Genomic DNA, 18405 nt, shown 5'->3' on the forward strand with positions numbered 1-18405 from the left:
CGCCTCCTAACGCTCTCCATCGCGCGATGCCAGCCGCGCGACGATGCCGGCGAGCTCGTACACCGTGCCCTGCTGGTCAAGCGACAGCGCGCGCGCCGCCGCGGCGACCGAGCGCGCCTCGTCATAGCCGTCGAGCGCGACGCGCAGGTCGCTGCCGACGCGCGTCGCCGCCGCGCGCGCGATCAAGGTCGGCACACGGTCGAGGAACGCCTCGTAACGCGGCTGCGCCGCCTTGAGCGCGAGCGACTTGGCGAGTGCGGCGCGGCGCGTCAGCGTGGGGTCGCCGTCGCGCGCAATGCCTTCGAGCGCACGTTCGATCGCGCCGAGGTCGAGCCCGGCATAGCCGAGCGCGCGCCCCGGCGAGCCCTCGCCCGCGCTCACCAGCGAGGCGATCTCCTCGGACTCGGCCTCGGGCAGCACCCCGCGCAGCACGGCCACCATGTCGTCGTCGCCGAGGGGCTCGAAGCGTAGCACGCGGCAGCGCGAGCGGATCGTGGCGAGCAGCCGCCCGGGCGCATGGCAAACGAGCAGGAAGACCGTGCCCGCAGGCGGCTCCTCCAGGCTCTTGAGCAGCGCATTGGAGGCGCCGGGGCGTTCGAGATCGTCGGCGGCGTCGATCACGATCGCGCGCCGTGGCGATAGTGACGGCATCGTGCCGAGGAAGGGGCCGAGCGCGCGCACCTGATCGACCGTGATCGAGCGCGCCAGCTCGTCGTCCTTGTCCTTCTTCGGCAGCCGGCGCAGCTCGCGATAATCAGGGTGCGATCCCGCCGTGAGCAAGGTGGCGGTGCGATGCTCCGGCGGCAGACCGAAACCGGGGGCGAGCTCGCCCGGGGTCATCGCTTCGGCGAGCAACCGCGCCGCTGCGGCGCGCGCGAACGTCGCCTTGCCGACTCCCTCGGGACCGGCGAGGAGCCAGGCATGGTGGACATTGCCACCGCGCAGCGCGGCGGTGAAGGCGTCGACCGCGGCGCGATGACCGCGCAGTGCGGTCACGGCAGCCAGTCCGCCAGTTCGGCGAGCAGGGCGGCGGTGACGTCCTCCGGCGGTCGCGCCGCGTCGATGCGACGGAAGCGCGCCGGCGCCGCTGCGGCGAAGCCGTCGAACGCACGCGCCACCGCGGCGTGGAAGTCGTGTCCGCGCGCGCCGAAGCGGTCGCTGGCGCCATGGTCGCGCGTCGCGGCCCGTTCGGCGCCGAGCGCGAGCGGCAGCGTCAGCAGGAACGTGCGGTCCGGCAGCATTGCCTCGCTGCCGAACGCGTGGAGCGCCAGCACGTCGGCATCCTCCACCCCGCCGCCGACGCCCTGATAGGCCCGGGTCGAATCGACAAAGCGATCGCAGATCACCCAGCGGCCGGCGTCGAGCGCCGGCCGGATCACCTTTTCGACATGATCCGCGCGCGCCGCGGCGAACAGCAGCGCCTCGGCCCGCGCGCTCCAGCGTCCCGGCTCGCCCTCGAGCAGCAGCGCGCGGATCGCCTCGGCGCCGGGACTGCCGCCGGGCTCACGCGTGACGACGGCCTCGACGCCGCGCTCACGCAACGCCGCGGCGAGCGCGCGCGCCTGGGTCGACTTGCCGGCCCCTTCCCCGCCCTCCAGGCTGAGGAAGCGCCCCGATGTCATCAGAACAGGCCGCGCAGGCCCGCCATGGCGCGCCCGAAGAAGCCCGCCTGGCCGACGTCCCGCGCCGCCACCAGCGGCATGCGCTGCTCGGGCAGGCCCGGTGCGGAGACGACCAGATCGGCGATATGCGCGCCCTGCTTGATCGGCGCCTTGACGGGACCGTCATAGACGATCTTGCCCGACAGCTGCGGACGCGTGCCCGAGGGGACCGTCACCGCCAGCGCCTTGGGCGCGACCAGCTCGACCTCGCTCGAGTCGCCCAGCTGCACCGCCGCGGTGCCGACCGTCTTGCCCGCCTTCACCACCGGGCGCGCCTGCCAGGCGCGGAAGCCCCATTCCATGAAGCGGATGGATTCCTGCGCGCGCTGGTTGAAGCTGGTCAGCCCCGCGACCACCATCACCAGCCGGCGCCCGTTCTGCTCCGCCGAGCCGGTGAAGCCGTAACCCGCCTCGTCGGTATGACCGGTCTTGAGGCCGTCCGCACCGGCAACGCGGCCGAGCAGCGGGTCGCGGTTGGCCTGGGTGATCGCCTGGCCCGCGCCCATGGTCTTGCCCCAGGTGAAATCGCGGCGCGAGTAGAATTGCTTGTAAAGCTGCGGGAACTCGGTGATCGTCGCGGCGGCGAGCTTGGCCAGATCGCGCGCGGTGACATAGGTGACGCCGCCGTCGGGCCAGCCGTTCGACGTGCCGAAGTGGCTGTTGGTCAGCCCGAGCTTCTGCGCGTTCTCGTTCATGCGCTCGGTGAAGGCCTGCTCAGTGCCCGAGGCGCCCTCGGCGAGAACGACGCACGCGTCGTTCCCCGACAAGGTGACGATCCCATACAGCAGGTTCGCCACCGACACGCGCTCGCCGACCGAGAGGAACATGGTCGAGCCCGCCGCCGGCCCATGCCAGCGCTTCCACGTCTCGGGGCGGACCTCGAATTCGGTCGACAGCTTGAGGTCGCCCGACTTGATCATCTGGAACGCGGTGTAGACCGTCATCATCTTCGCCATCGAGGCGGGCGGCATGCGCCGGTCAGCGTCCTTGGCATAGAGCACGGCGCCCGAGGACAGGTCCTCCATAAAGGCGACCGGCGCGGGCGTGTCGAACTGCGGCGCCGCGGCCATGGCCGGATAAGCCACCGCGAGGACGGCGGCAGGCAGCGCAAGGACGGTCAGCAGCTTGGTCATGGCGAGGATCCGGTTCGATGGCAGTCGTGAAAGGGGCGGCGATGCGCGCTGGGCTGCGCCCTAGCGTGCGATCGCGTCGGCGAGCAAGCCCACCGACAAGGCATAGAAGTTGGAACAATTATAGTCGAGGATGACGCGATAGTTGCTGGTCAGCAGATAGGCGGTCGCTCCCGGGCCGTCGGGCTCGATTAGGACCGCCTGCACCTGGTCGCCGGGCCAGCGCCCACTCAACAGGGCGACGCCGAGCGCGCGCCACTCCGCCATCGTGCGCCACCCGCTGTGTCGCTCGAACACGCGCGGGCAGCGCGGCGAGACCAGCCGGTTGGCGACCGAGGCGCGCGAGAAGCCCGCCGGCACGCTGACGGCGACGCCCCAGGGCTCGCCCGCGCGCCACCCCGCCTGCGTGAAGTAATTGCCGATCGAGGCGAGCGTGTCGGCCGATGAATTCCAGATGTCGATGCGGCCGTCGCCGTCCCCGTCGCGCGCGAGGCGGAGGTAGACCGAGGGCAGGAACTGCGGGTTGCCCATCGCGCCGGCCCAGCTGCCGACCAGCTGGGAGCGCGGCACGCCACGGTCGATCATCTTGAGCGCGGCAATCAGCTCGCCCTCGAACAAGGGGCGACGCCGCCCCTCGAAAGCGAGGCTGGCGAGGCTGCGGAGCAGGTCGAAATTGCCGGTGTACGAGCCGTAATTGGTCTCGTGCCCCCAGATCGCGACCATGATCTGCTCGGGCACGCCGGTCTCCGCCTCGACGCGCGCCAATCTGCCGCGATTGGCGAGATAGGCGGTACGTCCGCGTGAAATCCGCGCGGTGTCGACGTGCGCGGTGCGATAGGGCGCGAACATCGGCACCGGCGCGTTGGGACGCGCCTCGGGCTGCTGCTGGTCAAGCGCGACAACGCGCGGGTTGAAGGTGAGCGACGCAAGCGCGCTGTCCGCGGTGGCGGGGCGCACCCCGGCCGCGACCGCGCGCGCGCGCACCTGCGCCAGATAGGTCTGGAAGCCTGTATCGACGGCGGCGGTAGGCGCGCTGTCCTGCGCCGAGGCCGCGGGCGCGGCGAGCATGAGAAGCGATGCGGCAATGCCGCGGGCGAGCGTTGCGACCCCGATCATGGTCGGGGCGTTGTGACACAGCGTGGGGATCAACGAAACCGCGAATCAACGGCGTACTTGCACGAGCCACCGTGCCGCGCCTAAGCGGAGGCGGCGCGGAGAGGTGGCCGAGTGGTTTAAGGCAGCGGTCTTGAAAACCGCCGTGGGTTCACGCTCACCGTGGGTTCGAATCCCACCCTCTCCGCCAGCGCCTGCGATCACGCCGCGACACTGCGCATCGATCGAGGTTGCCGATCTAACTCACTGTATCTGATGGAAACTGGCTCGTCAGCAGGGACGTTGTTCGCCAGCAGATCCAAGGAGACGGACGATGGCACAGAAAGGCGCGGGCGGTAATCCGGGCGCGATCACCACCAAAGGCGGGGATGGCGCGCGGGGCAGCCTCGGCACTGGCCGTGGCGGCGGTACCGGTACGGGAGCCAAGAAGGCTGCCACGAAGAAGAAGGCCCCGGCCGAGTCCGACAACAGCGGCCAGAAGATCAACGGTGCCTGAACGCAAACGAGCCGGGCCATCGCTGACCCGGCTCGCGACCGCCGTGCGGCGGTGAAATCTGGCGCGCCCGGAACGATTCGAACGTCCGACCCTCAGATTCGTAGTCTGATGCTCTATCCAGCTGAGCTACGGGCGCATCGCGGCACGGCATAATGCCGACCACCTGCCCACCTCGCGGTGGGAGACCATTGGCGCGCCCGGAACGATTCGAACGTCCGACCCTCAGATTCGTAGTCTGATGCTCTATCCAGCTGAGCTACGGGCGCGCAATGGAGCGGCGCTGTTAGACGTCGACGCGCGGGGGCGCAAGAGCGTTGCGGGAAGTTTTTCGCGCCTCTACGCAGATCACATGCCTCGCCTCCCGCGCGCCCCGGCGCCGCTCGCTCTTCCCCCGCTCCTGCTGGTTGCCGCGTGCGGCGCCGACCTCAGCGGCTATCCCTCGCTCGCACCCCGCGCGGTGGAACAGCGCGGCTTCGAGGAACCGGCGACGCCGCCCCCTGCCCCGGTCGCGGCCGATCCGGCGCTCGACGCGCGGCTGGCCACCATCGCCACCGCGCGCGCCGATGCGGTGCGGCAGTTCGATGCGGCGGCGGATCGTGCCGCTGCGCGAGCAACGAACGCGCGCGGCGCGGCGGTGGGCAGCGAGCGTTGGCTCGACGCGCAGACCGCCATCGCCGAACTCGACTCGCTGCGCTCGGCGCACGCCGATGCAGGGGGGCAGCTGGAGGAAATCGCCACGGCGCGCGCGCAGGCGCTGCAACCCGCTTACCCCGCGCTGGAAGAGGCGCTCGCCGCGGCGCGCGACGCCGCCGAGGCGCAGACGCGGCGGATCGACGCAATCGCGGCGACGCTGCCGGCCGCGTGACGCGATCGCCGCGCCGGGCGTTCAGAAGCGCAGCAGCGGCAGGATCGTCGCGTAATCGTCGGTCCAGGGTCCGAAGCCGGGGCGACGCCTGAGCACGTGCCAATCGCCGTCGTCGCCGGCGAGCAGCGCCTCGGTCCAGGGATCACGCGTTAGGATGATCCAGGACGATGGCGTCACCTCCTCCTCCGCCGCCGGCGGGACATGGTTGAGGATCAGCGCACGCCACCCGCCCTCGCGCGCTGCCGCGGCGACCACCGGCGCGAGATCGACGAAGCGATTGGAGATATGCACCGCCAGCACGCCGTGCCGCGTCAGCGCGCGCGCGTAGACCGCAAAGGCCTCGCGCGTGAGCAGATGCATCGGCACCGCGTCCGAGGAGAAGGCGTCCAACGCGAGCAGGTCGAGGCCGTGCGCGGGGGCGTGTTCGAGCGAGACGCGTGCGTCGCCCAGCACGATCGCGGCATCTGGCGCGCAGTCGGCGAGGAAGGTGAAGCGACGCGCGCGGCTCAGCGCCGCCATCGCCGGGTCGATCTCGTAGAAGCGCCACCGCTGCCCGGGCTTGGCATAACAGGCGAGCGTCCCGGTCCCGAGCCCGACGACGCCGATGTGCGCGCCGTCACCGAACAGCAGCGGCACCGCGCGCATCGCGCGACCCACCCCGCTCGCCGGTGCGTAATAGGTGGTTGCGGTGCGCTCCCGCGCCGGATCGCCGGTGAGCTGGACTCCGTGCAGCGTCGTGCCATGCACCAACGTACGCCGATGCGGCTCGTCCACGACGGTATAGACGCCGAAATAGCTGCGCAGCCGCGCCCCGGGTTCGAGCGACAGTGATAGCGAGCGGAACCCACCGAACAGCAGCAGCGCGCTCGCCAGCACGAGCAGATACGGCACGCGCGCGCCGAGCGTGAGCAGCCCCACCGCCGCGACGATCGCGAACGTCGCCGCGGTATGGCGCACCAGGCGCAACCCGCCGGGCTCCTGCGCGAACACGCCCGCGGCGATCGCCACCGCCACCACGATCGCAACCGCCGCGGCGAGCTGCGCACCGGGTCGTGCCCACCAGGAGCGCATCGTCGCGGCGAGCGGCGCCTGCGGCACCAGCGCACCCGCGGCGACGATCAGGATCGGATATTCCCACGTCCAGTCGAACAGCACCGGCGCGACGAGTCCGGCGAACACACCGCCCAGCGCGCCGCCCCCCGCCATCGCCAGATAGAAACCGGTCAGCTGCGCCGGCGCGGGACGCAGCCGGTAGAGCCGCGTGTGCAGCGCCACCGAGATCATGAACAGCAGCAGCAGCCCCATCAGCGTGCTCGCGGTCGCCCGATCGTTGAAGCCGCCCATCATGATCCCGCCGAACAGCAGGATTGTCACCGGCGCGGCGGTGGTCAGCGTGTCCGCGAGCCAGCGCCGCGCCGCGAAGGCGATCGAGAAGCTGAGCAGGTACAGCGCGAGCGGGATCACCCACAGCAGCGGCATCGCGACCAAATCGGTGCTGATGAAGGTCGACGTTGCCAGCATCATGCCCGAGGGCACCAGCCCGAGCAGGATCCACAGCAGCACGCGCGAGCCCGCGGTCGCCGCTCCCGCCGACGCGACCGGCGCCGGCGTGGCGGCGCGCGCGGGCAGCCTTGTGGCGCAGAGCAGCACCAGCACCACCAGCAGAAGATAGCCGCCGCTCCACAGCCAGCGCTGCTGGGTCACCCGCAGCAGCGGCTCGACCAGCAGCGGGAAGGCGATCAGCCCCGCGAAACTGCCCAGGTTGGAGGCGGCGTACAGCGGGTACGGATCGGTGCCCGGTCGGGCGAGTGCGTACCAGCGCTGCATCAGCGGCGCCTGCGCCGATACCGCGAAGAACAGCGGGCCGATCGAGATCGCGAACAGATAGGGCACCCACAAAGCCGGCTCGGCACCATCCGGCAACGTGCGATCGCTCAACCCGATCGGCAGGAAGGCGACAGCGGCAATCAGTAGCGTCAAATGGATCAGGCGCTGGCGGGGTGGCGTCAGCCGGCTGAGCAGGTGCGCATAGCCATAGCCCCCGAGCAGCAACGCCTGGTACACCAGCATCGCCGAGTTCCACACCGCGGGCGCGCCGCCGAGCCGCGGCAGCGCCAGCCGCGCGATCATCGGCTGGACCAGGAACAGCAGGAACGAGCCGGTGAGCATCGTCGCGACGAACAGCACGCCGACCGCGCCGCGCGTCCGCGCCGCCTCAGCCACGCGTCGGCCGCGCGATACGATAGAGCAGGTGGCGGCGCAGCGGGTCGCCCACCTCGAGCTCAGGGTGATCGAAGTCGCCGCCCGCCACCCGCGTCATGCCGATCCGCTCCATCAGCGTGCGACTGCGCGTGTTGGCGGGCACGGTCACCGCCGCGATCGTGGGGACGTCGAGATGCTCCCACGCCCATTCGAGGCAGGCGGTCGCCGCCTCATAGCCGAAGCCCCTGCCCCAATGTTCGCGCGCCAGCCGCCAGCCGATCTCCACCTCGCCCGCGACGGGCGGCTTGAGCGGGAGCAGCCCGCACAGGCCGACGAAGGCAAGGTCGGCGCGGCGCTCCACGACCCAGAAGCAATGGCCGTAACGCGCCTGCGCCGCCGCCATCCGGCGCCACGCGCGGCGGCTTTCGCGCCGAGTCTCGGACGGCCCGATATGGCGCATCACCTCGGCGTCCTGCGCCAGCGCGTGGAACGACGCTACATCGTCGGCGCGCCACCCGCGCAGGGTCAGCCGCTCGGTCTCGATCATTGCGGACGATCGATCGCGTAGGTCACGGTCGCGCGTCGCGGGTCGTCGGCGGCGAAGTCGGGATGGTCGAACGCGCCGTCGGCGAGCTGGTGCATGCCGAGCCGCTCCATCAGGCGGCGGCTCGCCACGTTGCGCGCCGCGGTGATCGCCACCACCCGCGGTTCGGCACGGTGCGCCCAGGCCCAGTCGATCCATGCCGCCGCGGCCTCGCGCGCATAGCCCTGCCCCCACGCCGCGCGCGCAAGCATCCACCCGATCTCCAGCTCACCGCGGATCGGCGTGGTCGGCGCGCCCGGCTTGAGCCCGCAGAAGCCGATCACCGCGCCGTCGGCGCGCCGCTCGACCGTGCCGAACCCGATTCCCTCGGCGCGATAGCCGGCGTGGCGCGCAATCGCCGCGTCGCTCGCCGCCGCATCCTTCACCGGGCCAAGCTCCGCCATCACCAGCGCGTCGGCCCACATCGCGTGGAGCGCGGCGCGATCTCGCGGTTCGGCCGGACGCAGGATGAGACGCAGGGTGACGATCACGCCCCGAGCAGTCGTGCCGCGTGCACCGCGTGATAGGTCAGCACCCCCGCGCAGCCGGCGCGCTTGAACGCGAGCAGCGTCTCGAGCACCATCGCATCACGATCGGCCGCGCCTGCGGCGACCGCCGCCTCGATCATCGCATACTCGCCGGACACCTGATAGGCGAACACCGGCACCGCGAATTCGTCTTTCACCGCGCGCACGATGTCGAGATAGGGCAGCCCGGGCTTGACCATCACGCTGTCCGCCCCCTCGGCGAGATCGAGCGCGACCTCGCGCAACGCTTCCTCGCGGTTGGACGGATCCATCTGATAGGTGGTCTTGTCGCCCTTGAGCAGCCCGCGCGTGCCGACCGCGTCGCGGAACGGGCCGTAATAGGCCGAGGCATATTTGGCGGCATAGGCCATGATCTGGACGTTGACGTGCGAGTCCCGCTCCAGCGCCGCGCGGATCGCGCCGACGCGCCCGTCCATCATGTCGCTCGGCGCGATGATGTCGGCGCCGGCGCGCGCCTGGTTGAGGCTCTGCCCCACCAGCAGCTCGACCGTATCGTCGTTGCGGACATAACCGGCGGCGTCGATCACCCCGTCGTGGCCGTGCGCGGTATAGGGATCCAGCGCGACGTCGGTGAGGATGCCGATGTCCGGGACCGCGTCCTTGATCGCGCGGGTGGCGCGGCAGATCAGATTGTCGGGATTGAGCGCCTCGGCACCGTCGTCGCTGCGACGGTCGCGCGGCGTGTTGGGGAAGAGCGCGAGACAGGGGACGCCGAGATCGTGCGCTTCCCTGGCGCGTGCCACCGCGAGGTCGATCGACCAGCGCGATACGCCGGGCAAGGTCGCGACCGGCTCCTCAAGCTGCTCGCCCTCCGTGACGAACATCGGCCAGATCAGGTCGGCCGGGGTGAGGATATGCTCGGCGTGGAGGCGGCGGCTCCAGTCGGCAGCGCGGGTGCGGCGCAGGCGCAGCGCGGGAAAGGCAGCGTGCATGCCAGCGGCTTTCCCGCAATCGGACGCACCATGCAAGCGTTACGGCAGCGGAACGCCAACTCGCGCGTTAGCTCGCGCATGAGAGAGATCCGCTCCGCCGCGCTCGTCGTCAACGCCAAGTCGCGGCGCGGGCGCAAGCTGTTCCGCCGCGCCTGCCGGCGCTTGCGCGAGCTGCCGTTCAAGGTCGAACCGCACGCGGTGAAGGACCCCAAGCACCTCGACCGTACCGTGCGCAAGGCATTGGAGAAGAAGCCCGACCTGCTCATCCTCGGCGGCGGCGACGGCACCATTAGCGGATTGGTCGACCTGATGGTGGGACATGACGTCGTGCTCGGCGTGCTGCCGCTCGGCACCGCCAACAGCTTCGCGCGCACGCTGGGGCTGCCCCTCGATATCGACGGCGCGATCGAGGTGTTCCGTACCGGCGCGCCGCGGCGAATTGATCTCGGCATGATCGACGACGATTATTTCGCCAATTGCGCCGCCATGGGGCTGAGCCCGCAGATCGCCGAGACGGTGCCGCACCGGCTCAAGAAGGTGGCGGGGCGGCTCGGCTATCTCGGCTGGGCGGGCTATCAGCTGACCCGCTTCCGACCTTTCACGCTCTATGTCGACGCGGGCGACGGCAAAGGCGAGCAGAAGATCAAGGCGGTCGAGGTGCGGATCTCCAACGGTCCCTATCACGGCGGCACCTGGCTGGTGGACGAGGCCAAGGTCGATTCGGGCAAGATCGTGGTCCAGGTGGTGAAGGGTCACTACAAGCGCCGGCTGGTGACCAATTGGGCGGCGAGCTGGCTCGGCCGCCCGGAGCGCCACCATGAGGTGGTGACCTTCTCGGGCACGTCGATCCGGGTGCGCAGCGACCCGCCGCTGCCGATCTCGATCGATGGCGAGGTGCTGGCGCACACGCCGGTCACCGCGCATGTCGCCGCGGGAGTGATCGAGGTGATGGCGCCGCGGGGGTGAGCACATCGCGATCCTCCCCGCCCTGCGAGGAGCATCGTGTCCCCTCCCCACACCACAGGGTCGACTTCGCCCGCGCCGCCGCTTAGATCGCGCGCCATGTCCGCCGTTCCCCAGCCCGAGGTCGTGACGCTCGGCTGCCGCCTCAACATCGCCGAGAGCGAGGCGATCCGCCAGCTCGCCGGCGCGGGCGTGGCGGTGGTGAACGGTTGCGGCGTCACCAACCAGGCGATGCGCGACACGCGCGCCGCGGTGCGCCGCTTGCGGCGTCGCCTGCCGCACGCCGAGCTGGTCGTCACCGGCTGCGCCGCCGAGATGGACCGCGCCGGCTTTGCCGCCATGCCTGAAGTCGACCGCCTGGTGGCCAATGCCGCCAAGCTGCTGCCGGCGAGCTGGGGCGCGCGCGGCAACGCGCCGCGGCCGCGCGCGCAGACCCGCGCCTTCGTCGGCGTGCAGAACGGCTGCGACCATGCCTGCACCTTCTGCGCCATCCCGCAGGGCCGCGGCGCCAGCCGCAGCGATGCCATCGCCGAGATCGTCCCGCGGGTCGCCGCGTTGGTCGAGGCGGGGCAACGCGAGGTGGTGCTGAGCGGGGTCGACCTCGCCAGCTACGACGACCGCGGTGCGGGGCTCGCCGCACTGGTCGAGCGGCTGCTCGCCGACGTGCCCGGACTGGAGCGCGTCCGCCTCTCCTCGCTCGACCCGCACGTGATCGACGACGCGCTGTTCGCGCTGCTCACGCAGGAGCCGCGGGTGATGCCGCACGTCCACCTCTCGCTCCAGGCGGGCGACGACCTCGTGCTCAAGCGCATGCGCCGGCGGCATCGCCGCGCCGCGGCGCTAGCGCTGGTCGAGCGGCTGCGCGCGGCACGGCCCGAGCTGGCGTTCGGCGCCGACCTGATCGCCGGCTTCCCGACCGAGGACGAGGCGATGTTCGCCAACACGCTCGCGCTAATCGAGCAGGCCGACATCACCCACGCGCACGTCTTCCCTTACTCGCCGCGCGCGGGGACGCCCGCGGCGCGCATGCCGCAGGTCGAGCCCGAGGTGGCGCGCGCCCGCGCCGCCACGCTGCGCGCCGCCTCGGCCGCGCGCCTCGCGCACCGCCTCGCGCGCCAGGTCGGCACGGTGCAGCGCGTGCTGATCGAGCGCCCCGGCGACCGCGGCCACGCCCCCGATTTCAGCGAGGTCCGCCTCGCCGCCCCCCTCCCCATCGGCAGCGTGCACGACGTGACGATCGTCTCCGCCGCGCCCGACCATCTCACCGGAACCATCGCATGAGCACGAGCTGGCACGACAAGTTGCTGGGCGGCTTCCGCCGCACCTCCGACCGGCTGGTCGGCAACCTCGCCGGCCTCGGCGGCGCGCGGCTCGAGGAGCATACGCTCGACGAGGTAGAAGAGGCGCTGATCGGCTCCGACCTCGGCCCGGAGACCGCGGGCCGGGTTCGCGCGCGGCTCGCCGAGGGCACGTTCGAGCGCAACATGGAGGAGCTCGGCATCCGCCTCGTCGTCGCGGAGGAGGTGGAAAAGGTGCTGGCGCAGGTCGCCAAGCCGCTCGGGATCGACGCCTTCCCGCGCCCGCAGGTGGTGCTGGTGATCGGCGTCAACGGCTCGGGCAAGACCACCACGATCGCCAAGCTGGCGCACCTGTTCCTCGAGCAGGATTACCAAGTGATGCTCGCCGCGGGTGACACCTTCCGCGCCGCCGCGATCGGCCAGCTGCGCACGTGGGCGGAGCGGATCGGCGTGCCGATCGTCACCGGCCCCGAGGGCGGCGATGCCGCCGGGATCGTGTGGGACGCGGTGAAGAAGGCGACCGAGATCGGTACCGACGTGCTCATCGTCGACACCGCCGGCCGGCTCCAGAACAAGCGCGAGCTGATGGACGAGCTCGCCAAGATCCGGCGCGTGCTCGGCCGGCTCAACCCCGCCGCGCCGCACGACGTGCTGCTGGTGCTCGACGCCACCACGGGGCAGAACGCGCTCAACCAGATCGAGGTGTTCAAGGAGGTGGCGGGCGTCACCGGGCTCGTCATGACCAAGCTCGACGGCACCGCGCGCGGCGGCGTGCTGGTGGCGGCGGCGGAGCGCTACGGCCTGCCGATCCACGCCATCGGCGTCGGCGAGCAGATGGACGACCTGCGCCCGTTCGACGCGCGCGAGGTCAGCCGCATCATCGCCGGGGTCGACACGGGGCCGCGCAAGTGAGCGCGACGCCGAAGGAGTCGGCGGGCGCGCGCGCTTTGGTCGATTACGGCCCGCTGGCGGTGTTCTTTGCGGTCAACTTCCTGCTGCCGGGTGAGAGTGCGCGCCGGCTCGTCGCCGCGGTGACGCCCGCGCTGTCCGACCTGACCCGCGTCGAGGCGCTGCTGCTCGCGCGCGTGATCGTCGCCACCGCCGCCTTCGTGCTGGCGAGCGTGGTCGCGCTGGTGATCGCCAAGGCCAAGCTCGGGCGCGTGCCGCCGATGCTGCTGATCTCGGCCGGGCTGGTGATCGTGTTCGGCGGGCTGACGATGTATTTCCGCGACCCGCGCTTCATCCAGACCAAGCCGACGATAGTCTACGCGCTGCTGGCGGCCACGCTGGGCTTCGGTGCGGCAACGGGGCGGCCGCTGCTCCAGCAGCTGATGGGGTCGAGCTACCCCGGGCTGAGCGAGCGCGGATGGCACCGGCTGACGCTCAACTGGGTGTGGTTCTTCGTCGCCATGGCGTTCGCCAACGAGGCGGTGTGGCGCGGCGCCGCGGCCACGTTCGGCGCGCAGCGTGGCTGGGACCTGTGGGCGATCTACAAGGTATGGGTGGTCATCCCGGTGACGATGCTGTTCGCGGTGGCCAACGTGCCGATGCTGATGCGTCACGGGCTTAATCTTGGCGACGAGACGCCGCCGGTACCGCCCGAGGGCTGAGCCCGGCGCGACGACGACGAGGATCGAGGAGAGAGAACGAGCGATGAGCGAGACGTGTCACCCCGCGCCGGCGGGCCTGCCCGACAGCATCGACCGCGCCGGCTATGAGGAGGCCTATCGCCGCTCGGTTGCTGATCCCGAGGGTTATTGGCGCGACGAGGCGCGGCGGGTCGACTGGATCACGCCTTTTACCCGGGTGAAGGACACGTCGTTCGACGAGGCCGATTTCCGCATCCGCTGGTACGCCGATGGCCAGCTCAACGTCTCGGTCAATTGCGTCGACCGCCATCTCGCGACGCGCGGCGATCAGGTCGCGATCATCTGGGAGGGCGACGAGCCCGGCGAAACCCGCACGCTCACCTATCGCGAGCTTCACCGCGACATGTGCCGCTTCGCCAACGTGCTGAAGTCGCTCGGCGTCCGCCGCGGCGACCGCGTGACGCTCTACCTGCCGATGATCGCCGAAGCCGCCGCGGCGATGCTGGCCTGCACGCGGATCGGCGCGATCCACTCGATCGTGTTCGGCGGCTTCTCCCCCGACAGCCTCGCCAACCGCATCCAGGACTGCGATTCGCGGATCGTCATCACCGCCGACGAGGGCTGCCGCGGCGGCAAGCGCATTCCGCTAAAGGCGAACGTCGACAAAGCGGCGGCGCACTGCCCTGGCGTCGAGCACGTGCTGGTGATCCGCCGCACCGGTGGCGACGTCGCGATGACCGCGGGCCGCGACGTGTGGCTTCACGACGCGCTGGAAAGCGTCGACGACGATTGCGCGCCCGAGCCGATGGGCGCCGAGGACCCGCTGTTCATCCTTTATACCTCGGGCTCGACCGGCAAGCCCAAGGGCGTGCTCCATACCACCGGCGGCTATCTCGTCTGGGTCGCCAAGACCTTCAAGGAGGTGTTCGACTATCGCGACGGCGAGCTGTTCTGGTGCACCGCCGACATCGGCTGGGTCACCGGTCACAGCTATGTCGTCTACGGCCCGCTCGCCAACGGCGCGACCACGGTGATGTTCGACGGTGTGCCCAACTATCCCGATCACGGCCGGCTGTGGGAGACCGTGGACCGCCTCGGCGTCAACATCCTCTACACCGCGCCGACCGCGATCCGCGCGTTGATGCGGGAGGGCGACAAGTGGGTGACTGGCCACAGCCGCGCCTCGCTGCGGCTGCTCGGCAGCGTCGGCGAGCCGATCAACCCCGAGGCGTGGAACTGGTATCACCGCGTCGTCGGCGACTCGCGCTGTCCCGTGGTGGACACGTGGTGGCAGACTGAGACGGGCGGCATCCTGATCTCGCCGCTGCCTTATGCAACCGATCTCAAGCCCGGCTCGGCGACCAAGCCGCTGCCCGGCGTCCAGCCGCAGATCGTCGACGCAGAGGGCAAGGTGCTGGAGGGCGCGACCGAGGGCAACCTCTGCCTGGTCGACAGCTGGCCGGGGCAGATGCGCACCGTGTGGAACGATCACGAGCGCTTCTTCCAGACCTACTTCACCACCTACCCGGGCAAGTATTTCACCGGTGACGGCTGCCGCCGCGACGCCGACGGCTATCACTGGATCACCGGTCGGGTCGACGACGTCATCAACGTCAGCGGCCATCGCATGGGCACCGCCGAGGTGGAGAGCGCGCTGGTGGCGCATGCCAGCGTCGCCGAGGCGGCCGTGGTGGGCATGCCGCACGAGGTGAAGGGCCAGGGCATCTACGCCTTCGTCACGCTCAATGCGGGCGAGGAGGCATCCGACGCGTTGCGCGCCGCGCTGCGGCAATGGGTGCGCGAGGAGATCGGGCCGATCGCCACCCCCGATGCACTCCAGTTCGCACCGGGGTTGCCGAAGACTCGCTCGGGCAAGATCATGCGCCGCATCCTGCGCAAGATCGCGGAGAACGACCTTGGCGCGCTGGGCGACACCTCGACGCTGGCGGACCCGTCGGTGGTCGATGTGCTGGTGGCGGATCGCGTGGGGTGAAGCCGGAGTGCGGTGACGGAACTCCCTTGTCACGTCGCTCCTGCCCGCATGTGCATCTGCCCGTCCTCTCCGCCCCAACCGCCAACCTGAACTCGTTTCACGATACACCGTCCCGCAGATAGGGCGCCGAGCGAGAGCGCGGCACGGTGTATCCTGAGACAAGCTCAGGATGACGGCGTTCAGATGAAGCGGGAGGCGTTCCTCGCGGTCCTATTCGCCCCTACCCGCTAGGACGAATCAGTGCGCCCGCTCGCGGTGCGCGGCCATCAGCCAGTCGCGCAGCAGCGCGCTGACCCGTTCGGGCGTCTCCAGCGCAGGCATATGGCCGCACGCGGGCAGGACGTGGAGCGTCGCGCCGGGGATCGCCGCGGCCAGCTCGCGCGCGTGCTCGACCGGCGTGATCCGGTCCCCCTCGCCGACCACCACCATCGTGTCGACCGCGATGCGGGCCAGACCGGCACGCGCGTCGGGGCGGCGCATGATCGCGTGCTGCTGGCGTAGGAACGCTTGCTTGCCGACGCGTTGCGCCATCGCGCGGAGGGCGTCGCCGACGCCGTCGTCGATATGGTCGGGGTGGACCAGTTCACCCAGCAGCTTGCGCGTGACGCCCACGAACGCACCACGGCGCAGCGAGTCGATCCCGGCCTGCCGCTGCACGGTGCGCGCGGGCGTGTCGCCGCGCGCGCTGGTGTCGATCAGCGCCAGCCGAGACACCCGCTCGGGTGCCTGCCGCATGATCTCCAGCGCGACATAGCCCCCCATCGACAGCGCGGCGAGCGAGAAGCGTGGCGGCGCGACCGCCAGCGTGCGCCGCGCCATCGCCTCGATACTGTCGTCGAGCGTGAGATCGGCGACAAGCGGCGCGGCGATGTCGGCCAGCGCGTCGACCTGCTGCCGCCACAGCGACTGGTCGCACAGCAATCCCGGCAGCAGCACCAGCGGCTCGAGCGCGGGCGCGCTTGCCGCCGGGTGGCGCCATGCCGTGCCGCAAGGTTCAATCGTGATCGCCGCCGTTGCCATCGTCTGTCTCCACGACAGACATATGCTGATTGCGCCGGCCATATGTCCAATACATCATGCGCCCGATCTCGATACGTTGGAGAGATGATGGAGTTACGCCATATCCGCTACTTCCTCGCGATCGCCGAGGAGCGCCATTTCACCCGTGCGGCGCAGCGGCTCGGGATCGCGCAGCCACCGCTGAGCCAGCAGATCAAGGATCTGGAGCGCGAGATCGGCGCCGCGTTGTTCCACCGCGTGCCGCACGGCGCCGAGTTGACCGCGGCCGGCGCGACCTTCCGCGAGCGCGTTCAGGCGGTGCCTCGGCTCGTCGCGGACGCGGTCGCGGAGGCGCGACGCGCCGCGCGCGGCGAGATCGGGTCGATACGAGTCGGCTTCACGGGTTCCGCCGCCTTCAATCACCGCGTGCCGGCGGCGATCCGCGCTTTCCGACGCGCCTATCCCAGCGTCGAGCTGGCGCTGATGGAGGCGCATTCCAACGCATTGGTCGCCTGGCTGCGCGAGGGAACGATCGACCTTGCCTTCCTTCGCCCGGAGGCGATCGCGCGCGACGGTCTCACGCTCCATCCCATCGCGACCGAGCCGATGATCGCCGCGCTCGCCTCCAGCCGCATGCCGCATGCGGCACCGATCCGGCTCGCCGAGCTGGCGCATGATCCCTTCGTGATGACACCGCGTGCGCTCGGGCCGACCTTGTACGACGCCACCGTGGCGGCTTGTCGCGAAGCCGGGTTCGAGCCCATTTCCGGTCAGTCCGCGCCGCAGGTCGCCTCGGTGCTCGCGCTGGTGGCGGCCGAGCTCGGAGTCGCGCTCGTGCCCGCCTCGATGCGCGATACTCCGCTCAAGGGCGTGACCTATCACGATCTGCTCGACTCGACCGCCAGCGCGGCGCTGGCGCTGGCGACGCGCCGTGACGAACGCGCCCCCGCGGTCGCCGCGTTCGTCGCCGAGGCGCGGCGCGCGGTGGGATGACGCATGTGCTGGTCTCTTGCGCCATCCTGCACTCTTCTCAGGATCCATGAGGCGGCCGGAGCAACGGCCGCTCCCGGCGCGGCACGGTGGATGCTGACACAGGGATGACGAGCGAACTCGGGGCGGCGCGGCACCGCCCGATGACGCGCCAACGCAGCCCGCCCTCACCAGTCCGCCAGGACCTGCCCGGCGCGGATCGTGTCGCCCAGCCGCAGCCCGTCGCACAGGCGTGCCGCGGGCGGCAGGAACAGCAGGATGGTCGAGCCATGCTCGAACCAGCCCATCTCCTCGCCCTTGCCGATGCGGGCGTCGCACGCGACCCGCGCACCGCCCTGGTCGCGCAGCACCGTTGCGACGTCGAGGAAGCTCAGCCGGATGCTCGCCACCAGGATCGCCGCGACGGGCACCAGCAACAGCGGGCGCCCGTCCGCCTGCGCTTCGATCACAGCGCGCTCGTTGCGGCAGAACAGCTGCTCGACCCGCTTGAGCGCGATCGGGTTCACGTTCCAGCAGTCGCCCGAGAGATAGGTCACTCCGGTGACGGCGAGGTCGGCCGGCGCGTGGAAGCGGTGGTACATCGCCGCGGTGAGCCGCAGCGTGACGAACCAGCCATCGCGAAACCGCTCCACCAGCGCCGGATCGGGCACCAGGTCGCCGAGCCGGTAGGGGAAGCCCTTGATCTGGTAGACGCGGTCGCCCTCGATCCGGCCGTGCGCGCCGAGGATCGCGTCGCACGGGCTCGCCAGCGTCGTGGGATCGCGGTCATAGGCGCGCGCGCCCGAGCGCAGCCGCCGCACGAAGCCGTCGCGAAGCGAGCGGAACTCGGTGGTGGCCGCGTCGGACAGGTCGACGTCCGAGAAGAAGCGCCACGCCGCCAGCGCCGGCCGCGCGACAAGGGGGTGCTCCACAGCGGCGATGCGGCCGACCAGCTTGGTCGCCCAGCGACGCGGGATGCGGTTGGTGAGCAGGAAGTTGAGGTCTTCCTGCAGCAGCAGGCGGAGGAAAGCCGAGCGCATTGTCACACCTGCGTCATCGTGAGG

Annotated in this window: 18 protein-coding genes and 3 tRNA genes; 9 read left to right on the forward strand and 12 right to left on the reverse strand. The window is 70.8% G+C overall.

Going from position 1 to position 18405, the window contains the following annotated elements; translation table 11 throughout:
- Window positions 1-6 precede the first annotated feature (6 nt).
- From ACMGDM_RS13255 to ACMGDM_RS13270, 4 genes are read right to left on the reverse strand one after another with little or no spacing between them, the layout of a single operon-like run.
- Window positions 7-996: a DNA polymerase III delta subunit-related protein gene (locus ACMGDM_RS13255; protein WP_436804587.1), complete on the reverse strand. Its 990-nt coding sequence runs from the start codon at window positions 994-996 to the stop codon at window positions 7-9.
- Complete coding sequence (gene tmk, locus ACMGDM_RS13260) at window positions 993-1622, reverse strand: dTMP kinase (protein WP_436804588.1); 630 nt, start codon at window positions 1620-1622, stop codon at window positions 993-995. Before tmk ends, ACMGDM_RS13255 begins: the two co-directional genes overlap by 4 nt.
- Window positions 1622-2794, reverse strand: a complete 1173-nt coding sequence (locus tag ACMGDM_RS13265; RefSeq protein WP_436804589.1) for a D-alanyl-D-alanine carboxypeptidase family protein — start codon at window positions 2792-2794, stop codon at window positions 1622-1624. The genes tmk and ACMGDM_RS13265 overlap by 1 nt, the downstream gene beginning before the upstream one ends.
- A 60-nt stretch (window positions 2795-2854) precedes the next feature.
- Entirely contained in the window at window positions 2855-3907 is a 1053-nt protein-coding gene (locus ACMGDM_RS13270; RefSeq protein WP_436804590.1) for a lytic murein transglycosylase, read from the reverse strand.
- A gap of 97 nt (window positions 3908-4004) precedes the next feature.
- On the opposite strand from ACMGDM_RS13270, the gene ACMGDM_RS13275 reads away from it, so the two are divergent.
- Both ACMGDM_RS13275 and ACMGDM_RS13280 read left to right on the forward strand, forming a co-directional pair.
- Window positions 4005-4094: transfer RNA gene (locus ACMGDM_RS13275), tRNA-Ser, on the forward strand.
- A 123-nt stretch (window positions 4095-4217) separates the two neighbouring features.
- Window positions 4218-4400: a hypothetical protein gene (locus ACMGDM_RS13280; RefSeq protein WP_436804591.1), complete on the forward strand. Its 183-nt coding sequence runs from the start codon at window positions 4218-4220 to the stop codon at window positions 4398-4400.
- A 59-nt stretch (window positions 4401-4459) separates the two neighbouring features.
- Here ACMGDM_RS13280 and ACMGDM_RS13285 read toward each other — a convergent pair.
- Both ACMGDM_RS13285 and ACMGDM_RS13290 read right to left on the reverse strand, forming a co-directional pair.
- Window positions 4460-4536: transfer RNA gene (locus ACMGDM_RS13285), tRNA-Arg, on the reverse strand.
- Between the two features lie 53 nt (window positions 4537-4589).
- Window positions 4590-4666: transfer RNA gene (locus ACMGDM_RS13290), tRNA-Arg, on the reverse strand.
- 83 nt (window positions 4667-4749) lie between these two features.
- Here ACMGDM_RS13290 and ACMGDM_RS13295 point away from each other — a divergent pair.
- Window positions 4750-5265, forward strand: a complete 516-nt coding sequence (locus ACMGDM_RS13295; RefSeq protein ID WP_436804592.1) for a hypothetical protein — start codon at window positions 4750-4752, stop codon at window positions 5263-5265.
- 21 nt (window positions 5266-5286) lie between these two features.
- Here the strand turns inward: ACMGDM_RS13295 and ACMGDM_RS13300 are convergent, their stop codons facing one another.
- From ACMGDM_RS13300 to hemB, 4 genes are read right to left on the reverse strand one after another with little or no spacing between them, the layout of a single operon-like run.
- Window positions 5287-7434: a spermidine synthase gene (locus tag ACMGDM_RS13300; RefSeq protein ID WP_436804839.1), complete on the reverse strand. Its 2148-nt coding sequence runs from the start codon at window positions 7432-7434 to the stop codon at window positions 5287-5289.
- Window positions 7435-7480: 46 nt separating this feature from the next.
- Window positions 7481-8014 carry a GNAT family N-acetyltransferase gene (locus ACMGDM_RS13305; RefSeq protein WP_436804593.1) on the reverse strand — a complete coding sequence of 178 codons (534 nt, stop codon included), beginning with the start codon at window positions 8012-8014 and terminating at the stop codon, window positions 7481-7483.
- Window positions 8011-8541 carry a GNAT family N-acetyltransferase gene (locus ACMGDM_RS13310; protein ID WP_436804594.1) on the reverse strand — a complete coding sequence of 177 codons (531 nt, stop codon included), beginning with the start codon at window positions 8539-8541 and terminating at the stop codon, window positions 8011-8013. Before ACMGDM_RS13310 ends, ACMGDM_RS13305 begins: the two co-directional genes overlap by 4 nt.
- A complete protein-coding gene (hemB, locus tag ACMGDM_RS13315) occupies window positions 8538-9530 on the reverse strand; it encodes a porphobilinogen synthase (RefSeq protein WP_436804595.1) in 993 nt (330 codons plus the stop codon). The genes ACMGDM_RS13310 and hemB overlap by 4 nt, the downstream gene beginning before the upstream one ends.
- Before the next feature lie 78 nt (window positions 9531-9608).
- On the opposite strand from hemB, the gene ACMGDM_RS13320 reads away from it, so the two are divergent.
- The 5 genes from ACMGDM_RS13320 to acs all read left to right on the forward strand — a co-directional run bounded on the left by ACMGDM_RS13320 (window position 9609) and on the right by acs (window position 15373).
- Window positions 9609-10496, forward strand: coding sequence for a diacylglycerol/lipid kinase family protein (locus ACMGDM_RS13320; protein ID WP_436804596.1), 888 nt, complete (start codon window positions 9609-9611; stop codon window positions 10494-10496).
- A gap of 96 nt (window positions 10497-10592) precedes the next feature.
- The gene (locus tag ACMGDM_RS13325) at window positions 10593-11774 is read left to right on the forward strand and encodes a MiaB/RimO family radical SAM methylthiotransferase (RefSeq protein ID WP_436804597.1); all 1182 of its coding nucleotides are present in this window, start codon (window positions 10593-10595) and stop codon (window positions 11772-11774) included.
- Complete coding sequence (gene ftsY, locus ACMGDM_RS13330) at window positions 11771-12703, forward strand: signal recognition particle-docking protein FtsY (RefSeq protein WP_132907957.1); 933 nt, start codon at window positions 11771-11773, stop codon at window positions 12701-12703. Before ACMGDM_RS13325 ends, ftsY begins: the two co-directional genes overlap by 4 nt.
- Window positions 12700-13401, forward strand: a complete 702-nt coding sequence (locus tag ACMGDM_RS13335) for an inner membrane-spanning protein YciB (protein ID WP_436804598.1) — start codon at window positions 12700-12702, stop codon at window positions 13399-13401. The genes ftsY and ACMGDM_RS13335 overlap by 4 nt, the downstream gene beginning before the upstream one ends.
- A 43-nt stretch (window positions 13402-13444) precedes the next feature.
- The gene (gene acs, locus ACMGDM_RS13340) at window positions 13445-15373 is read left to right on the forward strand and encodes an acetate--CoA ligase (RefSeq protein WP_436804599.1); all 1929 of its coding nucleotides are present in this window, start codon (window positions 13445-13447) and stop codon (window positions 15371-15373) included.
- Between the two features lie 237 nt (window positions 15374-15610).
- Here the strand turns inward: acs and ACMGDM_RS13345 are convergent, their stop codons facing one another.
- Window positions 15611-16393 carry an alpha/beta fold hydrolase gene (locus tag ACMGDM_RS13345; RefSeq protein WP_436804600.1) on the reverse strand — a complete coding sequence of 261 codons (783 nt, stop codon included), beginning with the start codon at window positions 16391-16393 and terminating at the stop codon, window positions 15611-15613.
- 84 nt (window positions 16394-16477) lie between these two features.
- On the opposite strand from ACMGDM_RS13345, the gene ACMGDM_RS13350 reads away from it, so the two are divergent.
- Window positions 16478-17365, forward strand: coding sequence for a LysR family transcriptional regulator (locus ACMGDM_RS13350; protein WP_436804601.1), 888 nt, complete (start codon window positions 16478-16480; stop codon window positions 17363-17365).
- Window positions 17366-17529: 164 nt separating this feature from the next.
- Here ACMGDM_RS13350 and asd read toward each other — a convergent pair whose 3' ends face one another.
- Window positions 17530-18381: an archaetidylserine decarboxylase gene (gene asd, locus ACMGDM_RS13355; protein WP_436804602.1), complete on the reverse strand. Its 852-nt coding sequence runs from the start codon at window positions 18379-18381 to the stop codon at window positions 17530-17532.
- Window positions 18382-18405 lie beyond the last annotated feature (24 nt).

It is taken from the genome of Sphingomonas larreae, assembly GCF_051400595.1.
GTDB lineage: Bacteria > Pseudomonadota > Alphaproteobacteria > Sphingomonadales > Sphingomonadaceae > Sphingomonas.

Coding starts and splice junctions, on each gene's coding strand:
- tmk (WP_436804588.1), bottom strand. CDS start 1,622: ATGACATCGGGGCGCTTCCTCAGCCTGGAGGGCGGGGAAGGGGCCGGC.
- ACMGDM_RS13265 (WP_436804589.1), bottom strand. CDS start 2,794: ATGACCAAGCTGCTGACCGTCCTTGCGCTGCCTGCCGCCGTCCTCGCG.
- ACMGDM_RS13270 (WP_436804590.1), bottom strand. CDS start 3,907: ATGATCGGGGTCGCAACGCTCGCCCGCGGCATTGCCGCATCGCTTCTC.
- ACMGDM_RS13280 (WP_436804591.1), top strand. CDS start 4,218: ATGGCACAGAAAGGCGCGGGCGGTAATCCGGGCGCGATCACCACCAAA.
- ACMGDM_RS13295 (WP_436804592.1), top strand. CDS start 4,750: ATGCCTCGCCTCCCGCGCGCCCCGGCGCCGCTCGCTCTTCCCCCGCTC.
- ACMGDM_RS13300 (WP_436804839.1), bottom strand. CDS start 7,434: ATGCTCACCGGCTCGTTCCTGCTGTTCCTGGTCCAGCCGATGATCGCG.
- ACMGDM_RS13305 (WP_436804593.1), bottom strand. CDS start 8,014: ATGATCGAGACCGAGCGGCTGACCCTGCGCGGGTGGCGCGCCGACGAT.
- hemB (WP_436804595.1), bottom strand. CDS start 9,530: ATGCACGCTGCCTTTCCCGCGCTGCGCCTGCGCCGCACCCGCGCTGCC.
- ACMGDM_RS13320 (WP_436804596.1), top strand. CDS start 9,609: ATGAGAGAGATCCGCTCCGCCGCGCTCGTCGTCAACGCCAAGTCGCGG.
- ACMGDM_RS13325 (WP_436804597.1), top strand. CDS start 10,593: ATGTCCGCCGTTCCCCAGCCCGAGGTCGTGACGCTCGGCTGCCGCCTC.
- ftsY (WP_132907957.1), top strand. CDS start 11,771: ATGAGCACGAGCTGGCACGACAAGTTGCTGGGCGGCTTCCGCCGCACC.
- acs (WP_436804599.1), top strand. CDS start 13,445: ATGAGCGAGACGTGTCACCCCGCGCCGGCGGGCCTGCCCGACAGCATC.
- ACMGDM_RS13345 (WP_436804600.1), bottom strand. CDS start 16,393: ATGGCAACGGCGGCGATCACGATTGAACCTTGCGGCACGGCATGGCGC.
- ACMGDM_RS13350 (WP_436804601.1), top strand. CDS start 16,478: ATGATGGAGTTACGCCATATCCGCTACTTCCTCGCGATCGCCGAGGAG.
- asd (WP_436804602.1), bottom strand. CDS start 18,381: ATGCGCTCGGCTTTCCTCCGCCTGCTGCTGCAGGAAGACCTCAACTTC.